19 protein-coding genes are annotated in these 22,756 nt (G+C 44.6%); 13 read left to right on the top strand and 6 right to left on the bottom strand.

The annotated features are described in order from the left end of the window. Positions 1-349 precede the first annotated feature (349 nt). The 6 genes from DW938_RS00585 to DW938_RS00560 all read left to right on the top strand — a co-directional run bounded on the left by DW938_RS00585 (position 350) and on the right by DW938_RS00560 (position 5,637). On the top strand, positions 350-829 hold the full coding sequence (locus DW938_RS00585) for an Lrp/AsnC family transcriptional regulator (RefSeq protein WP_118123573.1): 480 nt from the start codon (positions 350-352) through the stop codon (positions 827-829). Then, positions 826-2,010, top strand: a complete 1,185-nt coding sequence (locus DW938_RS00580) for an aminotransferase class I/II-fold pyridoxal phosphate-dependent enzyme (RefSeq protein WP_022287946.1) — start codon at positions 826-828, stop codon at positions 2,008-2,010. Before DW938_RS00585 ends, DW938_RS00580 begins: the two co-directional genes overlap by 4 nt. Beyond that, the gene (gene ispE, locus DW938_RS00575) at positions 1,994-2,875 is read left to right on the top strand and encodes a 4-(cytidine 5'-diphospho)-2-C-methyl-D-erythritol kinase (RefSeq protein WP_118123572.1); all 882 of its coding nucleotides are present in this window, start codon (positions 1,994-1,996) and stop codon (positions 2,873-2,875) included. The genes DW938_RS00580 and ispE overlap by 17 nt, the downstream gene beginning before the upstream one ends. 13 nt (positions 2,876-2,888) lie before the next feature. Next, on the top strand, positions 2,889-3,983 hold the full coding sequence (locus tag DW938_RS00570) for a hypothetical protein (RefSeq protein ID WP_118123571.1): 1,095 nt from the start codon (positions 2,889-2,891) through the stop codon (positions 3,981-3,983). Beyond that, complete coding sequence (locus DW938_RS00565) at positions 3,980-4,876, top strand: radical SAM protein (RefSeq protein WP_118123570.1); 897 nt, start codon at positions 3,980-3,982, stop codon at positions 4,874-4,876. Before DW938_RS00570 ends, DW938_RS00565 begins: the two co-directional genes overlap by 4 nt. A gap of 230 nt (positions 4,877-5,106) precedes the next feature. Beyond that, entirely contained in the window at positions 5,107-5,637 is a 531-nt protein-coding gene (locus tag DW938_RS00560) for an HDIG domain-containing metalloprotein (protein ID WP_022287950.1), read from the top strand. Between the two features lie 160 nt (positions 5,638-5,797). Here the strand turns inward: DW938_RS00560 and DW938_RS00555 are convergent, their stop codons facing one another. The 6 genes from DW938_RS00555 to rsmA all read right to left on the bottom strand — a co-directional run bounded on the left by DW938_RS00555 (position 5,798) and on the right by rsmA (position 15,300). Further along, positions 5,798-7,210 (bottom strand): glycogen/starch synthase, encoded by a 1,413-nt coding sequence (locus DW938_RS00555; protein ID WP_117927006.1) that lies wholly within the window; start codon positions 7,208-7,210, stop codon positions 5,798-5,800. Between the two features lie 35 nt (positions 7,211-7,245). After that, positions 7,246-8,373: a glucose-1-phosphate adenylyltransferase subunit GlgD gene (glgD, locus tag DW938_RS00550; protein WP_022287952.1), complete on the bottom strand. Its 1,128-nt coding sequence runs from the start codon at positions 8,371-8,373 to the stop codon at positions 7,246-7,248. A gap of 17 nt (positions 8,374-8,390) precedes the next feature. After that, on the bottom strand, positions 8,391-9,593 hold the full coding sequence (locus DW938_RS00545) for a glucose-1-phosphate adenylyltransferase (RefSeq protein WP_022287953.1): 1,203 nt from the start codon (positions 9,591-9,593) through the stop codon (positions 8,391-8,393). 35 nt (positions 9,594-9,628) lie between these two features. Further along, positions 9,629-11,647 (bottom strand): 1,4-alpha-glucan branching protein GlgB, encoded by a 2,019-nt coding sequence (gene glgB, locus DW938_RS00540; RefSeq protein WP_181984342.1) that lies wholly within the window; start codon positions 11,645-11,647, stop codon positions 9,629-9,631. 245 nt (positions 11,648-11,892) lie between these two features. Next, positions 11,893-14,169: a SpoIIE family protein phosphatase gene (locus DW938_RS00535; RefSeq protein ID WP_118123568.1), complete on the bottom strand. Its 2,277-nt coding sequence runs from the start codon at positions 14,167-14,169 to the stop codon at positions 11,893-11,895. A gap of 270 nt (positions 14,170-14,439) precedes the next feature. After that, positions 14,440-15,300 (bottom strand): 16S rRNA (adenine(1518)-N(6)/adenine(1519)-N(6))-dimethyltransferase RsmA, encoded by an 861-nt coding sequence (gene rsmA / locus DW938_RS00530; RefSeq protein WP_022287956.1) that lies wholly within the window; start codon positions 15,298-15,300, stop codon positions 14,440-14,442. A gap of 864 nt (positions 15,301-16,164) precedes the next feature. On the opposite strand from rsmA, the gene DW938_RS00525 reads away from it, so the two are divergent. The 7 genes from DW938_RS00525 to purN all read left to right on the top strand — a co-directional run bounded on the left by DW938_RS00525 (position 16,165) and on the right by purN (position 22,741). After that, positions 16,165-16,383 carry a hypothetical protein gene (locus DW938_RS00525; protein WP_181979657.1) on the top strand — a complete coding sequence of 73 codons (219 nt, stop codon included), beginning with the start codon at positions 16,165-16,167 and terminating at the stop codon, positions 16,381-16,383. A gap of 411 nt (positions 16,384-16,794) precedes the next feature. Next, positions 16,795-17,292 carry a 5-(carboxyamino)imidazole ribonucleotide mutase gene (gene purE / locus DW938_RS00520; RefSeq protein WP_118123567.1) on the top strand — a complete coding sequence of 166 codons (498 nt, stop codon included), beginning with the start codon at positions 16,795-16,797 and terminating at the stop codon, positions 17,290-17,292. Positions 17,293-17,459: 167 nt separating this feature from the next. Next, positions 17,460-18,176, top strand: a complete 717-nt coding sequence (gene purC, locus DW938_RS00515) for a phosphoribosylaminoimidazolesuccinocarboxamide synthase (RefSeq protein ID WP_022287346.1) — start codon at positions 17,460-17,462, stop codon at positions 18,174-18,176. A gap of 5 nt (positions 18,177-18,181) precedes the next feature. After that, a complete protein-coding gene (locus DW938_RS00510; RefSeq protein WP_041337198.1) occupies positions 18,182-19,603 on the top strand; it encodes an amidophosphoribosyltransferase in 1,422 nt (473 codons plus the stop codon). Between the two features lie 5 nt (positions 19,604-19,608). Beyond that, positions 19,609-21,033: an amidophosphoribosyltransferase gene (gene purF, locus DW938_RS00505; RefSeq protein WP_118123566.1), complete on the top strand. Its 1,425-nt coding sequence runs from the start codon at positions 19,609-19,611 to the stop codon at positions 21,031-21,033. Between the two features lie 22 nt (positions 21,034-21,055). Next, positions 21,056-22,096: a phosphoribosylformylglycinamidine cyclo-ligase gene (gene purM, locus DW938_RS00500; protein WP_118123565.1), complete on the top strand. Its 1,041-nt coding sequence runs from the start codon at positions 21,056-21,058 to the stop codon at positions 22,094-22,096. A 12-nt stretch (positions 22,097-22,108) separates the two neighbouring features. Then, entirely contained in the window at positions 22,109-22,741 is a 633-nt protein-coding gene (purN, locus tag DW938_RS00495; protein WP_118123564.1) for a phosphoribosylglycinamide formyltransferase, read from the top strand. Positions 22,742-22,756 lie beyond the last annotated feature (15 nt).

The following is a 22,756-nucleotide window of genomic DNA, read 5'->3' as shown; positions in this document are numbered from 1 at the left end:
TTCAATACCGCCGCCCCAATTTTCACACCCCTCACACATAAAAAGCTGCACAGTCCAAATAACTGTACAGCTCATAAAACAAATACCCAAGATAAATGGGCTGTCAAGGACTCCAGCCCCTACAATTTCTCATGACCGCAATTTATCTGTAGTGGCGAACAACATTCGCCCGTCCACCCTACAACATCTCAGCTACGCCACGACCCCCACGCCACAAGCTTTCTCGCCCTCCCCTTTGTCTATTCTGACAGATAAATTACTCATTTCTTACATCACAATACTTGCGTTCATACAGATAATATGTTATAATATATAATGTATATTTGTAAATCTTAAAGGAGGTTTATTTATGGATCAGCTTATAAAATTACTGAAAAACAACGCCCGTATCACAAACAGCGAGCTTGCCGTTCTTCTTGATAAAACAGAAGAGCAGGTTGCAGCGGATATCGCCAAGCTTGAAGCAGACGGCGTAATAAAGGGCTATTCCGCTATCGTTGACGAAAGTGCCTATGACGCTAATTCAGTTTTCGCTCTTATAGAACTTAAAGTCACCCCGCAGTCACAGTCAGGCTTTGACGAGATAGCAAACCAGATCGCAAGCTATGAGCAGGTGGAGTCCGTCCGCCTTATGTCAGGTGCTTATGATATAATCGTTGCCGTGAACGGTGCAAACATCAGGGATATCTCACAGTTTGTTTCCCAAAGACTTGCAACTATCGACGCTGTCCAGTCCACCGCCACACACTTCGTGCTAAAGGTCTATAAAGACAACGGCATCATGATAAGCTCAGATGATAAAGACGAAAGAGGTTTGATCTCCCCATGATAGATTATAATAAAGTGCTTTGCCCTGCCATAAAGGAAATGAAGCCCTCAGGTATCAGAAAATTTTTCGATATCGCACAGCAGCTAGAGGGCGTTATCTCCCTTGGCGTTGGCGAGCCTGACTTCAAAACTCCGTGGCTCATACGTCAGGAAGCTATCTCAACTTTGGAAAAAGGCAAGACCTGCTATACCGCAAACGCGGGACTTATAGCACTCCGTGAAGAAATAGCCAAGTATTTTCAGCGTACTATCCACACAAGCTATGACCCTAATAAGGAAATAATCGTCACTGTTGGCGGCTCTGAAGCTATCGACCTTACCATAAGATGCCTTATCCAACCCGGTGATGAAGTCCTTATAGTCGAACCGTCCTTTGTCTGTTATCGTCCTATCGTTTCCCTATGCGGCGGCGTTCCAGTGGTCATAGAAACAAAGGAAGAAAACGAGTTCCGACTTACAGCAGACGAGCTTCGTGAAAAAATAACCGACAAAACCAAGCTTCTTGTCCTGCCCTATCCTAATAACCCAACAGGTGCGATAATGCGCCGTGAAGATCTCGAAGCTATCGCAAAGGTGCTTAAAGATACCAATATCATGATAGCCTCAGACGAGATATATTCCGAGCTTACATATTCAGGCAAGCATTGCTCTATCGCAGAAATAGAGGGTATGCGTGAGCGTACTATCGTCATAAACGGCTTTTCCAAAAGCTTTGCAATGACAGGCTGGCGGCTTGGCTTCCTTGGCGGACCAAAAGAGATAGTGTCCCAAATGCTCAAGCTTCATCAGTATGCTATCATGTCCTCCCCTACTGTCAGCCAGTATGCCGCTATCGTTGCCATGCACAGTTGTCAGAAGGATATAGATGCCATGCGTAACGAGTATAATATCCGCCGTCGCTTTGTGGTGGATTCTTTCAATAAGCTTGGTCTTAAATGCTTTGCACCACAAGGCGCATTCTATGTTTTCCCTTGTATCAAAAGCACAGGCATGACAAGCACCGACTTCTGCGAAAAACTTGTGTACACCAAAAAGGTAGCCGTCGTGCCGGGAGATGCTTTCGGCGAGTGCGGAGAGGGCTATGTGCGTGTCTCCTACGCCTATTCCCTTAACCACCTGAGAGAGGCTATCAAACGTATCGGAGAATTTTTAGAGGATATCAAAAATGGTAACGTGCAGTAATTTAAAAATAAAAGCCTACGGAAAAATAAATCTTGCATTGGATATCGTTGGTAAACGTGATGACGGCTACCATATGCTAAATACTGTCATGCAGTCAGTGTCCTGCTTCGACCTCTTGGACTTCACCCTCTCTGAGGGCGAGGGCATAGAGCTTACCTGCAAACTTGACAGCTTTCCAAAGGGCGAGGATAATATCATCACAAAAGCCTACCATGCCTTTGCCGACTTCACCCATATTGACTTCGGCTGTAAAATAACAGTGAATGTGGAGAAAAGCCTCCCATCACAAGCAGGCATGGGCGGAGGAAGTGCAGACGCCGCCGCTACCCTTAGAGCCTTGGACTTCATGTTCGATACAAGGCTCACCGATGAACAGCTCTGCTCCATAGGCGTGGCTCTGGGTGCAGACGTGCCTTTCTGTATTACAGGCGGCACAAGGCTCTGTCAGGGCGTTGGCGAAATAATGAGCAACCTGCCCTCACCCGACTGCGCTTTCGTCATAATAAAACCAGACGTGGGTATCTCCACCCCCGAAGCTTTCAAAAAGTATGACAGCATTTCAAACCCAAAACGCTGTAATATGGACGTCCTGCTGAGATATATCGGCGGCGGAAAGCTTTTCGGCATATGCTCAAACCTTTTCAATGTGCTGGAATATGCCGCCGACCGTGAGGAGATAGCTCATGCAGTGCATGAGCTTAAAAACAGCGGAGCTCTCTCCGCACTTATGACAGGAAGCGGCTCAGCCGTTTTTGGAGTTTTTCCCGATATCGCTTCCGCACAAACAGCCGCAGAAAAGCTGTCAGGCTGGAGCTATAAGTGCGTTTGTCAGCCTGTAAAACAGGGCTGGGAATTTGTATATTAATGAGGTGAAATAATTGAGCAGAAATAAATGCAGAATTTGCGGATACCGCTTTAAAAGCGATGATGAGATAATTTGTCCTGAGTGCTTCACAGCCCGTGACGAGGATATAAGCTGTAACAGCCTTTCAGATGACCTGCACTCTCATGATCTCCGTGCCGATAACGAGCAGGACGGCTGGTTCGGTCAGTCTGAAAATGACACCTTCAAGGAAGAAAAGAACGATTTCGTTTCCGAGGAACGTAAAGAGGAAGCAAGGGACGAGAATTTCCAAAGCACCTATACCCCACCTAAAAACCCGACCCCTCCCCCAAGCTATTCAAATTCAAGAGCCGAAAAGCTTGCCGCCCTCAATAACTACAGCCAACAGCGTACAAGCTATAACCGTCCAAACAACAGCTCCTATAGCTTCAACGCCACGAACATAAACCACTCTAACAAAAAGAATGGCGGCAAAGGCTGCGTCACAGCCGTTGTTATCATCATTATCCTCATGTCCGTTATCCCCACACTTTTTAGCTTTTTTTCAAGCAAGCTCATCTCCGACAGATATGACGACTATGACTATGACTACGATTATGACGATACCTATAGTGAAGCCGAAGATGACTATACCGACCATTCCAACCTCTATGTAGCGCAAGACGCTGAGGACGGTACCTACAGCGTTCAATATCAAGGCTATACTCTCACCGAACGCAAAGTAAGCGACCTGACCGATGAGGAAAGAAACTCCCTTTCAGGCGGTATTATAAGCGGTGACACAGTATGGGAAATAGACCTCGACCTTGATGTTAATATCAGCGATAGCAACAGACAGGTAAAATTCACCTTTGCCTACAACACCGCCTATGACGAAAACGATAATTCGTTTTTCTCAAACAACTTCTTCCCCGGTGAAAGCGACTACGAAGACGATATGACCTATACGATCAAGTTCCTTGTCCCAGCCGATTCAAAGCGCACCACGTTCACAGCCTGCTTCCAGAACGACGATTTGATAACAGATTCATTCCAGTTCAATATCCCGCTTGACGAAAACACAGACTCATCAGGCGACCTATCCTCTGACTCCTACACCAAAATAAGCGGAGTTGACACAGCGGCATGAACGATATCCTTAAAAGCTGTACCCTCTGCCCAAGAGAGTGCAAAGTGAACCGATACGAGCATAAGGGCTTCTGCGGTGAAACTGCCAAAGTAAGGATAGCCCGAGCCGAGCTTCATATGTGGGAAGAACCTTGTATCAGCGGCACAGAAGGCTCAGGCACAGTATTTTTCTCAGGCTGCTGTCTGAAATGCTGTTTCTGCCAAAACTACGAAATATCCGCTCAGAGCAAAGGCTTTGAGCTTACCGAACAAGAACTTGCAGACACTTTTCTGCGGCTTCAATCAATGGGCGCAAACAACATAAACCTCGTCAATCCCACCCATTTCGTTCCGCAAATAATCAATGCGCTCGACCTCTGTAAAGATAAGCTCACTATCCCCGTGGTCTATAACAGCGGCGGTTATGAAAAGCCCCAAACGCTGGAGCTTCTTCGTGGCTATGTGCAGATATTTCTACCCGACCTTAAATATTTTGATCCTACACTTTCGGATAAATATTCCAAAGCCGCAGACTATTTTGAAAACGCCGCTGCTTCAATACATAAAATGGCGGAGCTTTCAGGCAAGCCAACCTTTGACGAAAAGGGCATAATGCAGAGCGGTACGATAGTCCGCCACCTTGTCCTCCCTACCCACCGTAAAGACTCCATAAAGCTTATGGAGTGGCTAGGCAAAAATTTTTCCAAAAACGAGATAATGATAAGTCTTATGAGCCAGTTCACCCCCGTGTATAAAGCCTTTGACTACAAAGAGCTTTGCCGTAAGACATCAACTTTCGAGTATAACACCGTCATTGACGCCGTGAACAAATACGGTTTCGAGGGTTTTGTCCAAAGCCGCACATCCGCCGCCAAAGATTTTATCCCCAAATTTTATGACGAAAAATACTACTGATATCCAATTTTATCGGACTGTCATGCTAACATAGACAGCCAGATATTTTTGTAATAAAATTGTTATACATTCCCTATTGACATTTTGAACAAAAAAGTTTATAATGTTAATGTAAGTTTGGTAAAACAAACTTGAATGGGGTAACTTATGGGGTAAACATTAGTCACCAACCGTCATAAAGGCAGCAAAATTGCCGCCTGCATATAAGTTATCGAAAAGAGGTCATGCAAATGTCAAAGGCTTTCGGTTCAAGATATTCCATTGAAAATTCCGAGGAAGCAAAGGAGTATTTTGAGTTTGTAAAGGACCTGCTTGACAGCGATGTTGTAAACGAAATGAAAAATTTTCGTCATCACTATAGTACGACTTGCTATCAGCACTGCATCAATGTATCCTACTATAACTATCTCGTTTGCAGAAAATTGGGACTAAATTCAAGATCCGCAGCAAGAGCAGGTCTGCTTCACGATCTGTTTCTTTATGATTGGCGGGATCGTGAGAAGAAAAAAGGCGAAATGCCTCACGGAATGACCCACCCAAAGGTCGCACTCAACAATGCGAAACAGCATTTTGAGATAGGCAAGCGTGAGGAGGATATGATAGTCAAGCATATGTGGCCGCTGACCCTGAAATTCCCTAAATACGCTGAATCTTACGTTATCGTGTGTATCGACAAATACACCGCAATGTTGGAAATAGGCTCTTATTTGGGTCAGAAAATGAAAGAAAAAGCGAAAGCAATGCGAACAAAACAGCATTAAACCAAAGCGGACAGGCACATACCTGTCCGCTTTCAGTTTGTTGACAAATTCCTAAATAAATGTACAATTGATCGTACAATTATATAAACACAAAAAGACCGCCCCTAAGATAAGGGACGGTCTTTCCCGTTTATCAGGCAAAATAAACGGATATTGGTGTTTAGTGAATGTCGTTGTAAAGTGCAATGTAATCCTTGGCGGACTTTGTCCAACTGAAATCCTGCTTGAGCGCAGTGTTCACAAGCCTGCCCCACTTCATCTTGTCATCATAGTATGCCCTGGCTCTAACAACAGCGTCAAGCATATCATGTGCATTGTAAGACTTGAAAGTAAAACCGTTTCCACTCTTGTCGCCTGCATCATGGATACTATCTCTCAAACCGCCTGTCTCTCTTACGATAGGTATAGTACCATATCTCAGAGCGATCATCTGAGCCAAACCGCAAGGCTCGCTCTGCGACGGCATAAGGAACATATCCGCACCAGCGTATATCTTCTTTGACAGCTCAGGCACAAAACCAATGGTCAGACCCACTCTGTCAGGATAACGATAATGCATTTCGCTGAAAAAGTCCTCGTATATCTTCTCGCCCGAACCAAGAATAGCAAACTTGCAGCCAAGTCTGATGATGTCCTCAAACACATACTTGATAAGGTCAAGACCCTTGTGTGAAACAAATCTCGTTACGATACCGATAACAGGCTCTTTTCCATGTGCCATGCCAAGCTCGCTGAGCAAAGCGTGCTTGCAAACAGCCTTGCCCGTCTTGTCATTCAAACTATAATTCTTAGCAATAACAGGATCAGTTGCAGGATCATAGATCTTCTGATCTATTCCGTTGAGTATTCCGCAAAGCTTGTATTGCTTGTTCACAAGCTCCCTGTCAAGGCCATGTGAATACCATGGATCAAGTATCTCCCAAGCATAGCTTGGCGAAACTGTCGTCACCTTGTCAGCCGTTTCAATAGCAGCCTTCATAAAGTTCACATCACCGTCATATGAAAGCAGATCCGTATGATAAAGCGGAATGCCCATAATATCGTTGATAAGTTCTAAGCCATATTGTCCCTGATACTGAATATTGTGTATGGTAAATACCGTCTTGATATCCTCATAACCCTGCTGATAGCGGTAGAAAATATCATAATAAACAGGAACAAGCGCCGTCTGCCAGTCGTTGGCGTTTATAACATTTGGCTTAAAATCGATGTATCTCAGCAGTTCGAGAACTGCCCTTGAGAAGAATATAAATCTCTCAGCATCATCATAAAAGCCATACAGACCGTTTCTCTGGAAGTAATACTCATTATCCAAAAGATAATAAGTCACTCCGTTCACAACGCCTGTAAAAACGCCGCAGTATTGATTTCTCCATGCCACCGGCACAGTGAAATTCGTAACATATGTCAGCTTGTCCTTAAGCTCCTGCCTGATAGAGCTGTAATAAGGTATCACGACTCTGCAATCGTGACCCTCGGCATTGATAGCCGCAGGCAGTGAGCCTGCAACATCAGCCAATCCACCTGAAGCAATAAAAGGCAAAGCCTCACTTGCAGTATAAAGTATGTTCATATCCGAACCCTCTTTCCTAAGTCATTGCGACCTTTTTATACAGAAGCTCCCTTTCCTACATACATAGGATACTGTGGCGAGCTTGTAAGGATATGGTTTTCACAGATAGAAACGTTCTTGTCTGTGATAAGATAGTTAAGCTCAGCATTGTCACCAACAACAGTGCCCTGCATAAGGATACAGTTCTTGACCTTTGCACCCTTGCCTACCTTAACGCCTCTGAACAGTACAGAGTTCTCTACCTCGCCCTCTATGATACAGCCGTCAGCAATAAGAGAATTTGATACCTTGCTGTCCAGATCGTACTTAACAGGAGCGTTGTCGCTTACCTTTGTGTAGATAGAACGCTTTGGAACGAACAGCTTGCGTGCATTCTCAGGTTCAAGCAGAGCCATGTTTGACTTAAAGTAGCTTTCAGGGCTGTTGAGCTTGCTGAAATAGTTATCGTACTCGTAGATCTTTATCTTAAGCTCTCTGCACTTCTCCTGAAGAATATTTCTCTCAAAGCTTACATTTCCTCTAGCCATTGCGTCATTAACAGTTTCAATAAGGAAATCCATTGACATAACGAACACATTAAGGCTCGTTGTGCAAGTGCCGCTGATGTCAGGATTGATAAGAACAGAAGTTACATTCTTGTCAGCGTCAACGTTGAATACAGTTGAAGTCTTTATATCATCAGAGCTGTAAACGCCGGTGTGTGCAACAGCAGTAATATCAGCACCGCTCTCGATGTGAGCCGCAACGATAGGCTTGTAGTCAATGTTTGTGACAACGTCACAGTCTGAAAGGATAACATATTTAGCTCTTGAGTGCTTGATAAAGCTCATCGCACCATAAAGAGCCTCGATCCTGCCTCTGTAAAGAGTGCTTTCAACGTTGCCGAATGGAGGCAGAATGTAAAGTCCGCCCTTCTTTCTTGCCAGATCCCACTCTCTTGCAGAGCCGAGGTGATCCAGAAGTGACTGATAGTTAGATTTTGTTATAACACCGACCTCGCTTATGCCGCTGTTTACCATGTTAGACAGTGGGAAGTCGATAAGGCGGTATCTTCCGCCGAACATTACAGAACCCATAGTTCTGTTCTTTGTCATGTCGCCAAGAGTCGTGTCGTGCATATTAGCGAAAACAAGACCCAGTACGTTACCCATATTTACATCCATGTTTACTCGGTCCTTTCTTAGATATTCTCGTAAATTATTGCCTTTGGTGCAACAACACTGCCGTCAGAAACGGTCAGATTATTGCCCACTACAGCAACGCCCCATGAGTCCTTGTCCTCGATAGTTTCAGGTCTTGCACCGATCTGAGCGTTCTCACCGATAACAGTGTTCTCGCCAACGATAGCATACTCGACCTTTGCACCCTTCTTGACAACTGCGCCAGGCATAAGGATAGAATCCAGTATCTCAGCGCCCTCCTCAACAGTAACGCCGTCAGAGATCATTGAAAACTCTACAGAGCCGTCGATAACGCAGCCCTCTGTTACCATAGAGTTCTGTACCTGAGCGTTCTTGCCTATGCTCTGAGGTGGCATAACAGGGTTTCTTGAGTATATCTTCCAGCTTGTATCATAAAGATCGATAGGAATGTTAGGATTGATAAGGTCCATATTAGCTTCCCAAAGAGAATCTATAGTTCCAACGTCCTTCCAGTAGCCGTCAAAACGATAAGCCACAAGCTTCTCGCCTGCTTCTCTCATGTCAGGGATAATGTTCTTGCCGAAGTCCTTTGAAGCTTCCTTGTCGTTCTCATTAGCGATAAGATAAGCTTTCAGCTTCTTCCAAGTGAATATGTAGATACCCATTGAAGCAAGAGTTGAACGAGGGTTCTTTGGCTTCTCCTCGAAGTCTATGATGTTGTCGTCCTCGTCGGTTATCATGATACCGAAACGTGAAGCCTCTTCCTTTGGAACGTCCAGAACAGCGATAGTAGCGTCAGCGTTCTTAGCCTTGTGATATTCAAGCATCTTGTTGTAATCCATTTTGTAGATATGGTCGCCTGAAAGAACAACAACATACTCAGGGTCATATCTGTCTACAAAAGCGATATTCTGATAAATAGCGTTTGCAGTACCCGAATACCAGTCAGCGCCTGAAGCTGTCTGATAAGGAGGAAGCACATGAACGCCTCCGTGTATTCTGTCAAGATCCCAAGGCTGACCGTTTCCAATGTACTCATTGAGTACCAATGGCTGATACTGTGTCAGCACGCCCACTGTGTCGATACCTGAATTGATACAGTTCGAGAGAGGGAAATCAATGATACGATACTTAGCACCGAAAGGTACTGCCGGTTTTGCAACGCTCTGTGTCAGGGCATACAATCTGCTTCCCTGACCGCCTGCCAGCAGCATTGCAACACATTCTTTTTTGTTGAACATAATTAATTCACCCACCAATTTTTATTAAGTCTATATTACTCAGCCTTTTTAGCTGTGGACTTCTTAGTTGTTTTCGCCTTAGCGGCTTTCTTGACAGCAGTTTTCTTAGCCGCCGTCTTTGTCTTTTTCTTATTCTCTGCCTTTTTCTCAGGCACAGGTCTTTCCTCTTTCTTCACCGTGAAATACATACAAGAGAACGCAGGAATGTCGATGCAGACTGACTGGTCAAAGCCGTGCATCTTAACATCTACCGCCTTGACAGTACCGTTCGTGCAAGGGGATCCGTCAACAGAAGACGAGTTGAACACCTCTGTATAGCTGCCCCAGTAAGGAACGCCAAAGCAGTATGACTTTCTTTCCACAGGAACGAAGTTGCACACAACGATGACCTCTCCGCCGTTTTTGTCAAAACGTCTGAAGATGATGATACTCTGCTTGAAATCGTCATTTGATATCCAGCTGAAGCCCTCCCAAGAGAAATCTCTCTCCCAGAACTGAGGGTGGTCAAGATAGAAATGATTGAGGTTCTTGGAGTAGTTCAGATAATTGCGGTGGTTCTCATATTCGTCCACCATGAACCATTCCAGACCATTCTCGTAATCCCACTCTCTGAACTGAGCAAAATCAGCACCCATGAACAGAAGCTTCTTACCTGGGTGAGCCATCATATAAGCCATGAACAGCTTGCACTGCTTGAACTTATTGTCGATATCTCCACCATACATTTTATTTACCAATGAAGCCTTACCATGCACCACCTCGTCATGAGAGATAGGCAAAATAAAGTTTTCAGAGAAAGCATAGAAGAATGAGAACGTGAGCATATCATGATGAAAAGCTCTGTCAATAGGGTCAAGAGCCATATATTTGAGCATATCGTTCATCCAGCCCATGTTCCACTTGAAGTTGAAGCCAAGACCGCCGTCGCTCGCAGGCTTTGTTACCATAGGCCATGAAGTTGACTCTTCGGCTATCATAAGGGTATTAGGGTTTCTTCCGAACACAGCGGTATTAAGATCCTTGAAGAACTGAACAGCTTCAAGATTTTCCTTGCCACCGAACTTGTTAGGCGTCCACTCTCCGTCACGTCTGTCATAGTCAAGATAAAGCATAGACGCAACAGCGTCAACTCTCAGACCGTCAACGTGATATTTTTCTATCCAGTAAAGAGCGTTCGAGATAAGGAATGACTTTACCTCGCCCTTTGAATAATCGAAAACTCTCGTTCCCCAAGTGAGGTGATCTGCCTTTTTCGGGTCAGAGTATTCATATGACGGACCTCCGTCAAACTCGAACAGTCCTGCCTCATCTCTAGGAAAATGTGCAGGCACCCAATCAAGGATAACGCCTATTCCAGCCAAATGGAAAAGGTCTATCATTTTCATGAAGTCATAAGGCGTTCCGAAACGTGAAGTCGGCGCAAAATAGCCGATACCCTGATAGCCCCAAGAGCCGTCAAAAGGATATTCCGCCAACGGCATAAGCTCGATATGAGTATAGCCCATTTCCTTTATATAAGGGATTATAGTATCTGCAAATCTAACATATGAAAAATATTTTCCGTCAGGGCAAGCCTTCCATGAATTGAGGTGTACCTCATAGATATTCATAGGACAATTGTAGATATCCTTAGACTTCTTCTCGGTCATCCACTTTTTATCGCTCCAAAGATAATCGTCTATATCGAAAACCTTTGAGCCTGTGTTCGGAGCGACCTCCATGTGTGTGCCGTACGGATCAGCCTTATAATGGGTCTTGCCGTCACAGCCGTGGATACAGTATTTATATGTATCATAAGTCTGAAGCCCTGTAACAAAAGCCTCCCACACCTCTGAGTCGTCTATCTTCTCCATTGGAGTGGCATTTTCGTCCCAGTCATTGAAATCTCCCACAACAGAAATGCCCTCAGCGTGTGCTGCCCAGACTCTGAAATAATATCCTTCTACGCCGTCTTTCTCTCCCTTATGGCAGCCAAGAAACTTATATGTTTCGCAGTTTGTGCCATTGTGGAAAAGATAGAGCGGCAGTTCATAATCCTTTGGAATAATATCTATCACAATTCAGCCTCCCTTGTCTTTTTGTGAAAACCGCTGAATAATTTCGGTGTTTCATATTTATATTTTAATCTTTTTTGAACAAATTTGCAATAGTTTTAGTAGTTATTCTCGTATTCGCACATATTTCAACAGATGTTTTTATATATTTTGCACAATAGATTTTATATAATAACATAGAAAAAGTAAAGTCAAAGTATACAAAAGTAAAAATCACAGGCAAAAATCGGCCAAGTCATTTACATTCATTTTTCATTCTTGTCACGAAGGAAAATTTTTGCGGCAATAATAGTTATATCGTCACGCCTGCCTCCTGTTCGCTGAGCAAGCGCCTTTGCGCCAAGCGCCGTGACTATCTCCTGAGCGTTCATTCCGTTACAACGGAGTATCTCTCGTGCTGTAGCGTCCTCGACACCGTCTGAGGTCATAAGCAGAACGTCCCCGTCAAAGAGCTTAAGCTCGCTCACATCAGGAGTACACTCCGCAAGTATACCAGCAGGAAAAGCCTGTCCGCCGATAGCTTTAAGACCGCCGTCACGGAAAAGAAAGCTTTGCGCCGCACCCGATTTCAGAAACTGCACCGTTCCGCCATTAAGCTCCAGCCGCATTATATCAAGGGTCGCAAAAGATTCCTCCCAGCCCTTAACTCTGAGCATGGAATTTATAAGCCTATGGGCTGTCTGCATAGACATTCCCGATCGTATGAGCCTTGTAACAAGACTTACGGAAAACAATGAATCCAGTCTTGCTCTTTTTCCTGTTCCCATGCCGTCTGAAAGGACGATATACTTTTCGTTGACGCTTGAATCGAAGACTTCAAAGCTGTCCCCCGAATATTCTCCGCTTGACGAAGCTGAAAAGCTTTTTATATCAACTGTGAATTTCGGTATTTCCGCAAAGGACATTCTGGTTATATTATCCACCTTGACTATCACAGGCATATCAAGATCATAATCTATCATTTCTGAAAGCGTTGCTGTGAGCCTTACAAGGTCGCCCCTGAACTGTGCCGTAATGAAAACGTCCACACGCTGACAAAGGTTTTCGTCTATGTAAACGCAGGCTTTCACATTTGGATAGCCCAGGTTTGAGAAATGCTCCCTTACTCTTGCTGAAAGCTGAGGATCAACGCTCCTCACCTGACCTGCCCTGAAAGAAAGGTCGGATAAGATATCCTCCATGGAGGAAAGCTGTTCGCTTAAAAACTCACGCATTTCACGAACTCTCATGCTGTCGGCACGTTCTGCCACAAAGTCGGTATACAATTCATTGAAGCTTTTGCAAAGAAGCGACTTCCTCACACAGCCGCCCAAATGCTTTTCAACATCTTCAAGGCTGAGGTTATTATATGTACAAACTATGCTTTCAAGCTTTGAAAAGCTGTCATCAAGCTGTACACAACGCTTACTGCACACTGAGTACATATCGCAATCGGTACAAACAACAGTTCGTACACGCTTTGACAGTGTAGCTTCCTTTGAGCGTTTATCTATCGCCGCAGTGACCATTGTAAGCTGACCTCTGATACCGCCCAGAGTTCTCGAAGCCATATTGAGCTTTGAAGAAGTGGTCTGCCCTACAAGGTCAACGGAATTTTTCACTCCAACCACTTTTTTTGCCACCCTTTTTATCACAGGAACAGGCAGGGCGATAAAAAGCACAGAGCCTATAAGCAAATCAGCAAACATTGAAAATGTATCACCGTTCACACCCATTGCCACAAGGCTCACAAGTGAAACTGCAAGGAAAACAAGCACTATCACAAGAGAGCCGAATTGCAGAAAAGCTCCGCAAATAAGACCTGATGTGGCAAGCAAAAGTGTATTTCTCGCAAGTGACGGAGTACAAAGGAGCACACCGCAGGTTGTCAATGCGCCAACAACTGCACCGCCTATATTTCTATACTTTCTCACTGCCATAAGCATACACAAAGTGCCTGCTATCCTGCCCAGATTCACCACATGGAGCGGTGCGGCAGTGATGGTCGAGATAAACATAATATAAAGTATAGCTGTGAAAACTCCGTTTATTCCTGTGAGGTCAAAAACACCGCTTCGGTTTCTTTGACGTTTTACGGTCAGTGCAATAAAAACCACACAGCCACACATGAGCGAGCTTATCATTCGCAGTGAAGCCGTATATGTATCCGATGGCATTGCCACCGACATTACACAGCTGAAAAGAAGCATTGCTCCTGTTGTGAGGAGCGACACAAAAACGGGGTCGTCCTTATGGTCAGCAGAGGGCATCACAAGCCTTACCGCCCCTATAACAAGTATCGCACAAAGCTGAACGATACCCTCTGAAAATGTCCCGCTTACAAAATATGCAAGTGCAGAGCCTAAAAAAGCAGGTATCACATTAGTTCCCGAAAGCACTGCCACCGCCACGTTCATCGACGAGGGGAAGCCCAAGATCTTTCCGAAGCTTGCCGCAAACGCTGCTGCCGCCGATAAAACAGCCATAAGTACATTCGTTTTGCCCGAGGTATGAAATTTTGCCGTATGCCGTATTTTTTCCATTGCTTATCACGTCCTATGTTTCCAAAATGTAATAATCACATTTTAGCAGGACTATCAAGCGAAAGGTGTCGCAATATGGGCTTGAAATTGAAATACTGACCAAATTTACGGACAGATCTCATAACTTTCAACGTCATGAAAATCTGCTGTTGAAATTCGGGATAGTTGCCGAGCAACGGGTGAACGAAATGGGACGTCGCATTTCTGCTTGCAGAAACTGTGCGACTTCCCTATAAGTAGCGAAGTCTAATTGTACAAAAATATGTACAATTAGATAAGCTTTCTAAGGGTTTCGGAAAAGGTTATGAATTGTTCCATGGAAAGAGCTTCAGGACGGACGGAGGCAGGCAGGTCGCTTTGCTCTATCGCCTGATTTACTATAGATTTATCTATGCCCATTGATGATGATACGGAATTTGAGAGGGTCTTTCTTCGCTGTGAAAATGCTCCCCTAGCGACTTTAAAAAAGAACTTTTCGTCCGTCACGCCCTCAGGGGTCTTATCACGGATATCGAATCGCACCACGCAGCTGTCAACGTTAGGCGAGGGCATGAAGCTTCCTCGTGATACGTTGAAAAGCAGTTTCGGTACAGAAAAATAATTTATTGCCACTGTGACTGCTCCCATATCTCTTGTACCCATAGGGGCACAAAGACGTGTGCCTGCTTCTTTCTGCACCATGACAGTAACAGACTTTATGGGCAGGCGTTCTTCAAGAAGCATCATTAATATGGGCGAGGTTATGTAATAAGGCAGATTTGCACAAACGGCAACATCCATGCCCTGAAATTCCTCGGCAATAAGCTTATGGAGGTCAGTTTCCATGACGTCGGCGTTTATTATCTTCACATTGTCATATTCTGCAAGAGTTTCTGCAAGAACCGGCATAAGCCTGTCGTCAATTTCGATAGCCACCACCTTGTCGGCACGCTTGGCAAGCTCGTTTGTGAGAACGCCTATGCCTGTGCCTATCTCGATTATGCCGAAGCCTTTTTTTGCATTGCCCATTTCGGCTATCTTGGGACAAACGGAGGGATTCACCAAGAAATTCTGACCGAGAGCCTTGGAGAAAGTGAAATTATGTCTTGCGAGAACATCTTTTATCACACTTATATTAGAAAGATTATCCATTTATTAATACACCTCAGATTAACTGATAAATCGACAAAAAATTAACAAAATAATTATATCATATTAACAAAAGAATGTCAACTGATTTGGAAAAGAATAATAGTCCAATGAAGTAATGAAAGACCCAGCGGAGCGATTTTGTGGCAAGATAAACTATCCCGAATATCTGTAGGGGCTTGGCGAAATTTCTGTTCGTAAGCTCACAGAAATACGACCGCCCGTTTCGGGGGAGTTGCGAGGTTTGGATTTTTCACGAAGTTGAGTGGGGGAACGAAACGGGCGAACGCTGTTCGCCCCTACCATGCGTTGTGGGGTTGTCATGGTTTGTGGGATAAACAATAATGCGAAACGTTGAGGGGGCGGGACGTCGGATTTCTGCAAAGCAGAAATTACGCCGCTCCCCTACAGGGTTTATGAAACGCAGTAAATTGTGCGGATAACGCAGGGTTTGACGGGCGACCAAGACGGGTGAACAGTGTTCGCCCCTACAAATTTGTTGCCGTGGGGGTCGTGTTTCAGTCGTTTTATATTCAATTTTCAAGCTTCAAACAAGGTGCAGGAAGTGCTTTTCTGTGCGATCAGAACCTCTCATCGTGTTCACCTAACTCACGCCCTCAGAATGTTTCCTCATACTCTGCTACCTTGCAGGATATTCGATTTGGGATAATATCCTTATACTTATCCCGAAAATCATCACTTTTGTTGCATAAAAAATGCAACAATTGCAGAAATGTTGCCAAATTAAAAGATAAATCATTTGTTTGCACAAATTACGATGTGATAAATTGTGCAGTATCACATATAAGATCGTAAGGGTTTATTATTTTTATTGCCCGGGAAATAATATATGCGGAGGTGATAAAAATGAAAAACAACTCTTTTGCTCATGGGCAGGAATTGCCGCTGGGGCTGTCTATGGCTCTTGCTCAGGTGCCTGCGGCATATGCTTACTTTGCTAAGCTGGATCCGCTTCAAAGACAGCAGATAATCGACTCGGCACACTGTATTCGCTCCAAAGAGGAAATGCGTGATCTCGTCAACAGCTTGTCAAACGGTCAGATCACTGATACAAGTATTTTCTGAACAAAAAGTTAATGTAGACAAATTTCACAATAAATCAAAGATTAATTGATATAAATTTTATATAAATATGTGTTGAAATTTATCTATAAATATTGTACAATATTATTGTAAGGCTTTGTATGCTGTTATGGAGAAAATCAGTAAAAAAAGCTTTCGCAGACAGTTTTGCTCCGCTTTACTGTCTGGTAATATTGTGCAGTATTTTTTGTATGTATTCAGGAGAGATGTATGACTGAAATGTGCTGTTTTTCATCAATTACATATTCTTTTATGGGTAGGTCTTTAAGTATAATTGCGTCCTGCCTTGATTTTTTGCACTCTAACAATCTAATTATGCACTGACTAAAACTGCAACGCCATTGTTGCAGTTTTTTATTTGTAATTTTTTGTTTTACTTGGAGGTATAAATTTATGAAAAAAGTTGCGGTAATAATGGGTTCTGACAGCGATTTTCCTGTTGTCAGCAAGGCTGTTGCTGAACTTAAAGCTTATGGTGTTCCTTACGAATGCCACGTTATGTCTGCTCACAGAACGCCTGCGCTTGCAAGCGATTTTGCTGACAAGGCTAAGGAAAACGGCTTTGGAGTTATAATCTGCGCTGCCGGAATGGCGGCTCATCTTGCGGGAGTTATTGCAGGTCACACAACGCTTCCTGTTATCGGTATCCCTTGCAAGGGTGCTAACTTCGACGGCATGGACGCTCTGCTTGCTACAGTCCAGATGCCAAGCGGTATCCCTGTTGCCACGGTCGCAGTTGACGGCGCTAAGAACGCTGCTATACTTGCTATTCAGATGCTGGCTCTTTCTGACGAGGGTCTGGCTGAGAAGCTTGAAAAGGCTAAGCGGGATATGATAGACGGCGTTGTGGCTAAGGACAAGGCTTTACAGGACAAGCTTGCTGCGCTTTGATTTTTTGATACAGACATATAGCTCGGCTGTATGTTATATTTGATATATCGGGGAAGTTCTGCTGTCGGCGGGCGAACGATGTTCGCCCCTACATATTAAAACGGCAGTGGATATGTTTTCGGTGTATCATATAAATAATGTAAATAAATTTATGGAGGAATAAATCTATGGAAAACATTGTAAAGACAGAACAGCTCTATGAGGGCAAGGCTAAGAAGGTATTCGCTACTAACGACCCTGATCTTGTTATCGTTGATTACAAGGACGACGCTACTGCTTTCAACGGCGAGAAGAAAGGCACTATCGTTGGCAAGGGTGCTATCAATAACAAAATGACAAACTATATGTTCAAGCTTCTTGAAAAAGAGGGTATCCCTACTCATCTTGTTGAAGAGATCTCTGACAGAGAGACTATCGTTAAGAAGGTCGAGATCGTTCCGCTGGAAGTTATCGTAAGAAACGTTGCAGCAGGAAGCTTCTCAAAGAAGCTCGGTATTGAGGAAGGCACAAAGCTCAAGCAGCCTACACTTGAGTTCAGCTACAAGTGCGACGAGCTTGGCGACCCATTCATCAACAAGTATTATGCTCTTGGTCTTGGTCTTGCTACTGAGGAAGAGATTGAGGATATCACAAAGTATGCTTTCAAGGTAAATGAGTTCATGCTTGGCTTCTTCAAGAACATCGGCATTGACCTTATCGACTTCAAGATCGAGTTCGGCAGATTCCACGGAAAGATACTTCTTGCTGACGAGATCTCACCTGATACTTGCCGTTTCTGGGATTCTAAGACACATGAGAAGCTCGACAAGGACAGATTCAGAAGAGACATGGGCGGCGTTGAAGAGGCTTACCATGAGATGATAAAGAGAGTAATGGGAGAATAATATCTATGGGCGGTTTTTTCGGAGCTGTTTCAGCTAATGACTGTATTCAGGACGTTTTCTTCGGGACCGACTATCATTCACACTTAGGCACAAGGCGGGGCGGAATGACTTCATTCTCCCCTGAGCTTGGCTTTCAGAGAAATATTCACAGCATTGAAAACTCACCATTTCGTACTAAATTTGAAAAAGACGTTGACAAAATGAGAGGAAACATCTGTATCGGCTGCATAAGCGACACAGATCCTCAGCCGATAATGGTACGCTCGAAGTTAGGACTTTACGCAGTGTGCTCTATCGGTGTAATACAAAATGCCGCTAAACTGGCTGACGAACTGCTTGAAAAGGGCTGCGCAAACTTTGAAACAATGAGCAGCGGCGCTATCAATTCCGCAGGGCTTATCGGTGCGCTGATCGCACAGAAGGACAGCTTTGTTGACGGCATAAGATACGCACAGGACAAGATAGAAGGCACGATGTCACTTGCAATAATGACAGACAAGTCGATGATCGTTGCCAGAGATAAGGACGGACGGCTTCCTATTATAATAGGACAGCGTTCTGACGGATATTGCTTTTCTTTTGAATCATTTGCATATCAGAAGCTTGGATACTCCACCTGTCATGAACTAAAGGCGGGAGAGATAACTGAGATAACCAAGGACGGCTACAATATCCTCAGCGAAGGTACAGACAAGAAAAAGATCTGCACTTTCCTTTGGACTTATTACGGCTACCCTACCGCTTGCTATGAGGGCGTGAACGTTGAACTTATGCGAACACGCAACGGTGAGATAATGGCAGAGAACGATATGAAAAACGGCAGGCTCCCTGACGTTGATTTCGTTTGCGGAATACCTGATTCGGGCGTTCCTCACGCTATAGGATATGCAAACAAAAGCGGCATACCTTTTGCAAGACCGTTCATCAAATACACTCCTACATGGCCTAGAAGCTTTATGCCAACAAGCCAGTCTATGAGAAACAGAGTTGCGAAGATGAAGCTTATACCTGTTCACGAACTTATCGAGGGCAAGAAGCTTCTGTTCGTTGACGACAGTATCGTCAGAGGAACTCAGATGAGGGAAACTGTTGAGTTTCTTTATGAGAACGGTGCAAAGGAAGTCCACATGAGATCAGCCTGTCCTCCTATCATGTATGGCTGCAAGTATCTAAACTTTTCACGCAGCACCTCGGAGCTTGAACTTATCGCAAGACAGATCATTGATGAGAACGAGGGTATCGAGGGAGTTAAATACATTGAAGAATACAGCGATTCAAGCACTGAGCGTGGCAAGCTCCTCAGGGACGAGATATGCAGAAGACTTAAGCTTACCTCTGTTGAATTCCAGTCGCTTGAAGGCACTGTAAAGGCTGTGGGTCTGCCAAGCTGTGAGCTTTGCACCTACTGCTGGAACGGAAGGGAATGATTTAATTGGTAACAGGTATCCATGAAGAATGCGGCGTTTTCGGCATTTATACTAACAAGACAAGCGATGTTGCGGCTCAGACTTATGTATCTCTTTACGCATTACAGCACAGAGGTCAGGAAAGCTGCGGTATCGTTGTAAACGACGACGGCGTGTTCAGCTATCACAAGGACGTGGGTCTTGTCAATCAGGTTTTTGATAAGGAAACTCTCGAACGGCTCGGCAAGGGCAACATTGCTATAGGTCATGTGAGATATTCGACTACAGGCAACTGCAATGCTTCAAACGCTCAGCCGCTTGTTGTTCGTCACATAAAGGGTCCTATGGCTATCGCTCACAACGGAAATCTTACTAACGCAAGAGAACTTAGAGAGCAATATGAAAACAAGGGCATGATATTCCACAGCACAAATGATACTGAGGTCATATCATACGCTATAACCGAGGAACGTCTTAGAGCACCGTCTATACAGTCGGCTCTTGAAAAGGCAATGTACAGGATAAAGGGTGCGTATTCGCTGCTCGTTATGTCGCCGACAAAGCTTATTGCGGCGAGAGATCCTGACGGCTTCAGACCCCTTTGCCTCGGAAAGATAGACGACGGCTATGTGGTAGCGTCGGAGACCTGTGCTTTTGACAGCATCGGCGCTGAATACATAAGAGATCTTAAACCAGGTGAAATGATAGTTATTGACAAAAACGGTGTGAACTCTATCACGACTCACTGTGGTAAAAAGGGTACTATATGCGTATTTGAATATGTATATTTTGCCAGACCTGACTCTGTTATCGAGGGGTCGAGCGTTCACATGGCAAGGCTCAGGGCAGGAAAATATCTTTGGAGAGAACACCCTGTTGACGCTGATATCGTCATAGGCGTGCCTGACTCGGGACTTGACGCTGCGCTGGGATTTTCTCAGGAAAGCGGCATACCATATGGCATTGGATTTATCAAGAACAGATACATAGGCAGGACGTTCATTCAGCCTAGCCAGACAGAGAGGACGAACTCCGTCAAGATAAAGCTCAACGCTATTTCAAGCACTGTTAAGGGCAAGAGGGTCGTTATGATAGACGACAGTATCGTCAGAGGAACGACTTCGGGACGAATCGTCAAGCTGCTGAGGGACGCAGGTGCAAAGGAAGTTCACGTTCGTATCTCCTCCCCTGCATTCATTGCACCATGCTATTTCGGAACGGATATAGACAGCAAGGAAAATCTTATCGCCTGCAAGATGACCAATGAAGAAATATGCGAATATATCGGTGCAGACAGCTTGGGATATCTCAGTGTTGAAAGCGTTAAAAAGCTTGCGGGAAATTCAAAGTGTGATTTCTGCGTAGGCTGCTTTACAGAGAAATACCCTATCGAAGTTCCTAAGGATATGCCTAAGGACAAATTTGAATCGAAGATATCGGAAAAGAAGTAAATAACTGAAAGGATATTTTATCATGAATACAAACAGTTTTTCAAACAGCTACAAGGAAGCAGGCGTTGACGTAACGGCTGGCTACAAGGCAGTTGAGCTTATGAAGCAGCACGTTGCAAGAACCATGACGAGCGGTGTTCTCAGCGGCATCGGCGGCTTCGGCGGTCTGTTTGAGCTTGACATGACAGGTATCACAAAGCCTGTTCTCGTTTCAGGCACAGACGGCGTTGGCACAAAGCTCAAGATAGCTTTTCTTATGGACAAGCATAACACAGTTGGTATCGACTGCGTGGCAATGTGCGTAAACGACATTATCTGCTGCGGTGCAAAGCCACAGTTTTTCCTTGACTACATCGCTGTCGGCAAGAACTATCCTGAGAAGATAGCTCAGATAGTTTCAGGTGTTGCTGAGGGCTGTGTACAGTCAGGCTGTGCGCTTATCGGCGGCGAAACGGCTGAAATGCCTGGTTTCTACCCTGTTGACGAATATGACCTTGCAGGCTTCTCTGTTGGCGTTGTTGACAAGGACAAGATACTTGACCCAAGCACTCAGAATGCCGGAGATGTTATGATAGCAATCAAGTCAAGCGGTGTTCACTCAAACGGCTTCTCACTGGTAAGAAAGGTATTCAGCGTTGACGAAAAGACTCTTTCTGTTCACTATGACGAGCTTGGCAAGACACTTGGCGAGACACTTCTCACACCTACAAAGATATATGTAAAGGCTGTTATGAGCCTGCTTGACTCTGTTAAGGTAAAGGCTATATCACACATCACAGGCGGCGGATTCTATGAGAACATTCCACGTTCACTTCCAAGCGGTCTTTCTGTTAAGATAGCAAGAAGCGACGTTCAGGTGCTTCCTATTTTCGACGTTATCGCAAAGACAGGAAACATTCCTGAGAGAGATATGTTCAACACATTCAACATGGGTGTTGGTATGACAGTTGTTGTTGACAAGGCTGACGCTGACAAGGCTATCGAAGCTATCAAGGCGGCAGGCGAAGAAGCTTACGTTCTGGGCGAGCTTGTTGACTCTGACATGGGCGTTATCATCTGCTAAGGGTAAAGAGATATGAAGAAGATATGCGTTCTTGTTTCGGGTGGCGGAACAAACCTACAGGCGCTTATTGACGCTGAAAAAAGCGGCATTATAAAAAACGGCAAGATAACCTGCGTTATATCCTCGAAGGAGGGTGCTTATGCTCTGGAGAGGGCGAAAAATGCAGGTATCGGCACTGTCGTTATTCCGAGAAAGGAATATGCTGACAGCAAGAGTTACAGCGAGGCTATTCTGGCGGAGCTTAACAGACAAGGTGCTGACCTTATCGTGCTAGCCGGATTTATGGTCATTCTTGACGAATGCGTCACAAAGGCTTATCCTTACAGGATAATAAACGTTCACCCTGCACTGATACCGTCATTCTGCGGCGAGGGCTTTTACGGACTTAGAGTTCACGAAAAGGCTCTTGAATATGGTGTAAAGGTATCGGGTGCGACTATACATTTTGTAAACGAAAAGGCTGACGCCGGTGCTATTATTTTGCAGGGTGCTGTAGATGTTGCAAATGACGAAACGCCTGAAAGCTTACAGAAGAAGATAATGGAAAACGTTGAATGGAAGCTTTTGCCTAAGGCGGTTTCGCTGTTCTGCGAGGACAGGATAAGCATTAAGGACGGCAAGGCTTACGTTGACCTTAAAGACTGAGAAAAATTATGGAGG

This window comes from Ruminococcus sp. AM43-6, from assembly GCF_003461785.1.
Taxonomy (GTDB): domain Bacteria; phylum Bacillota; class Clostridia; order Oscillospirales; family Ruminococcaceae; genus Hominimerdicola; species Hominimerdicola aceti.
Note: the sequence above shows the minus strand (reverse complement) of the source record. Positions and strands in the feature narration are given on the sequence as shown.

What these genes read in the sequence shown, in the direction of transcription:
- DW938_RS00510 (WP_041337198.1), top strand. Translation starts at nt 18,182, where the DNA reads ATGGGCGGTTTTTTCGGAGCTGTTTCAGCTAATGACTGTATTCAGGAC.
- DW938_RS00535 (WP_118123568.1), bottom strand. Translation starts at nt 14,169, where the DNA reads ATGGAAAAAATACGGCATACGGCAAAATTTCATACCTCGGGCAAAACG.
- DW938_RS00525 (WP_181979657.1), top strand. Translation starts at nt 16,165, where the DNA reads ATGAAAAACAACTCTTTTGCTCATGGGCAGGAATTGCCGCTGGGGCTG.
- DW938_RS00580 (WP_022287946.1), top strand. Translation starts at nt 826, where the DNA reads ATGATAGATTATAATAAAGTGCTTTGCCCTGCCATAAAGGAAATGAAG.
- DW938_RS00555 (WP_117927006.1), bottom strand. Translation starts at nt 7,210, where the DNA reads ATGAACATACTTTATACTGCAAGTGAGGCTTTGCCTTTTATTGCTTCA.
- DW938_RS00545 (WP_022287953.1), bottom strand. Translation starts at nt 9,593, where the DNA reads ATGTTCAACAAAAAAGAATGTGTTGCAATGCTGCTGGCAGGCGGTCAG.
- ispE (WP_118123572.1), top strand. Translation starts at nt 1,994, where the DNA reads ATGGTAACGTGCAGTAATTTAAAAATAAAAGCCTACGGAAAAATAAAT.
- rsmA (WP_022287956.1), bottom strand. Translation starts at nt 15,300, where the DNA reads ATGGATAATCTTTCTAATATAAGTGTGATAAAAGATGTTCTCGCAAGA.
- glgD (WP_022287952.1), bottom strand. Translation starts at nt 8,373, where the DNA reads ATGGATGTAAATATGGGTAACGTACTGGGTCTTGTTTTCGCTAATATG.
- purC (WP_022287346.1), top strand. Translation starts at nt 17,460, where the DNA reads ATGGAAAACATTGTAAAGACAGAACAGCTCTATGAGGGCAAGGCTAAG.
- purE (WP_118123567.1), top strand. Translation starts at nt 16,795, where the DNA reads ATGAAAAAAGTTGCGGTAATAATGGGTTCTGACAGCGATTTTCCTGTT.
- purN (WP_118123564.1), top strand. Translation starts at nt 22,109, where the DNA reads ATGAAGAAGATATGCGTTCTTGTTTCGGGTGGCGGAACAAACCTACAG.
- purM (WP_118123565.1), top strand. Translation starts at nt 21,056, where the DNA reads ATGAATACAAACAGTTTTTCAAACAGCTACAAGGAAGCAGGCGTTGAC.
- DW938_RS00560 (WP_022287950.1), top strand. Translation starts at nt 5,107, where the DNA reads ATGTCAAAGGCTTTCGGTTCAAGATATTCCATTGAAAATTCCGAGGAA.
- DW938_RS00585 (WP_118123573.1), top strand. Translation starts at nt 350, where the DNA reads ATGGATCAGCTTATAAAATTACTGAAAAACAACGCCCGTATCACAAAC.
- DW938_RS00565 (WP_118123570.1), top strand. Translation starts at nt 3,980, where the DNA reads ATGAACGATATCCTTAAAAGCTGTACCCTCTGCCCAAGAGAGTGCAAA.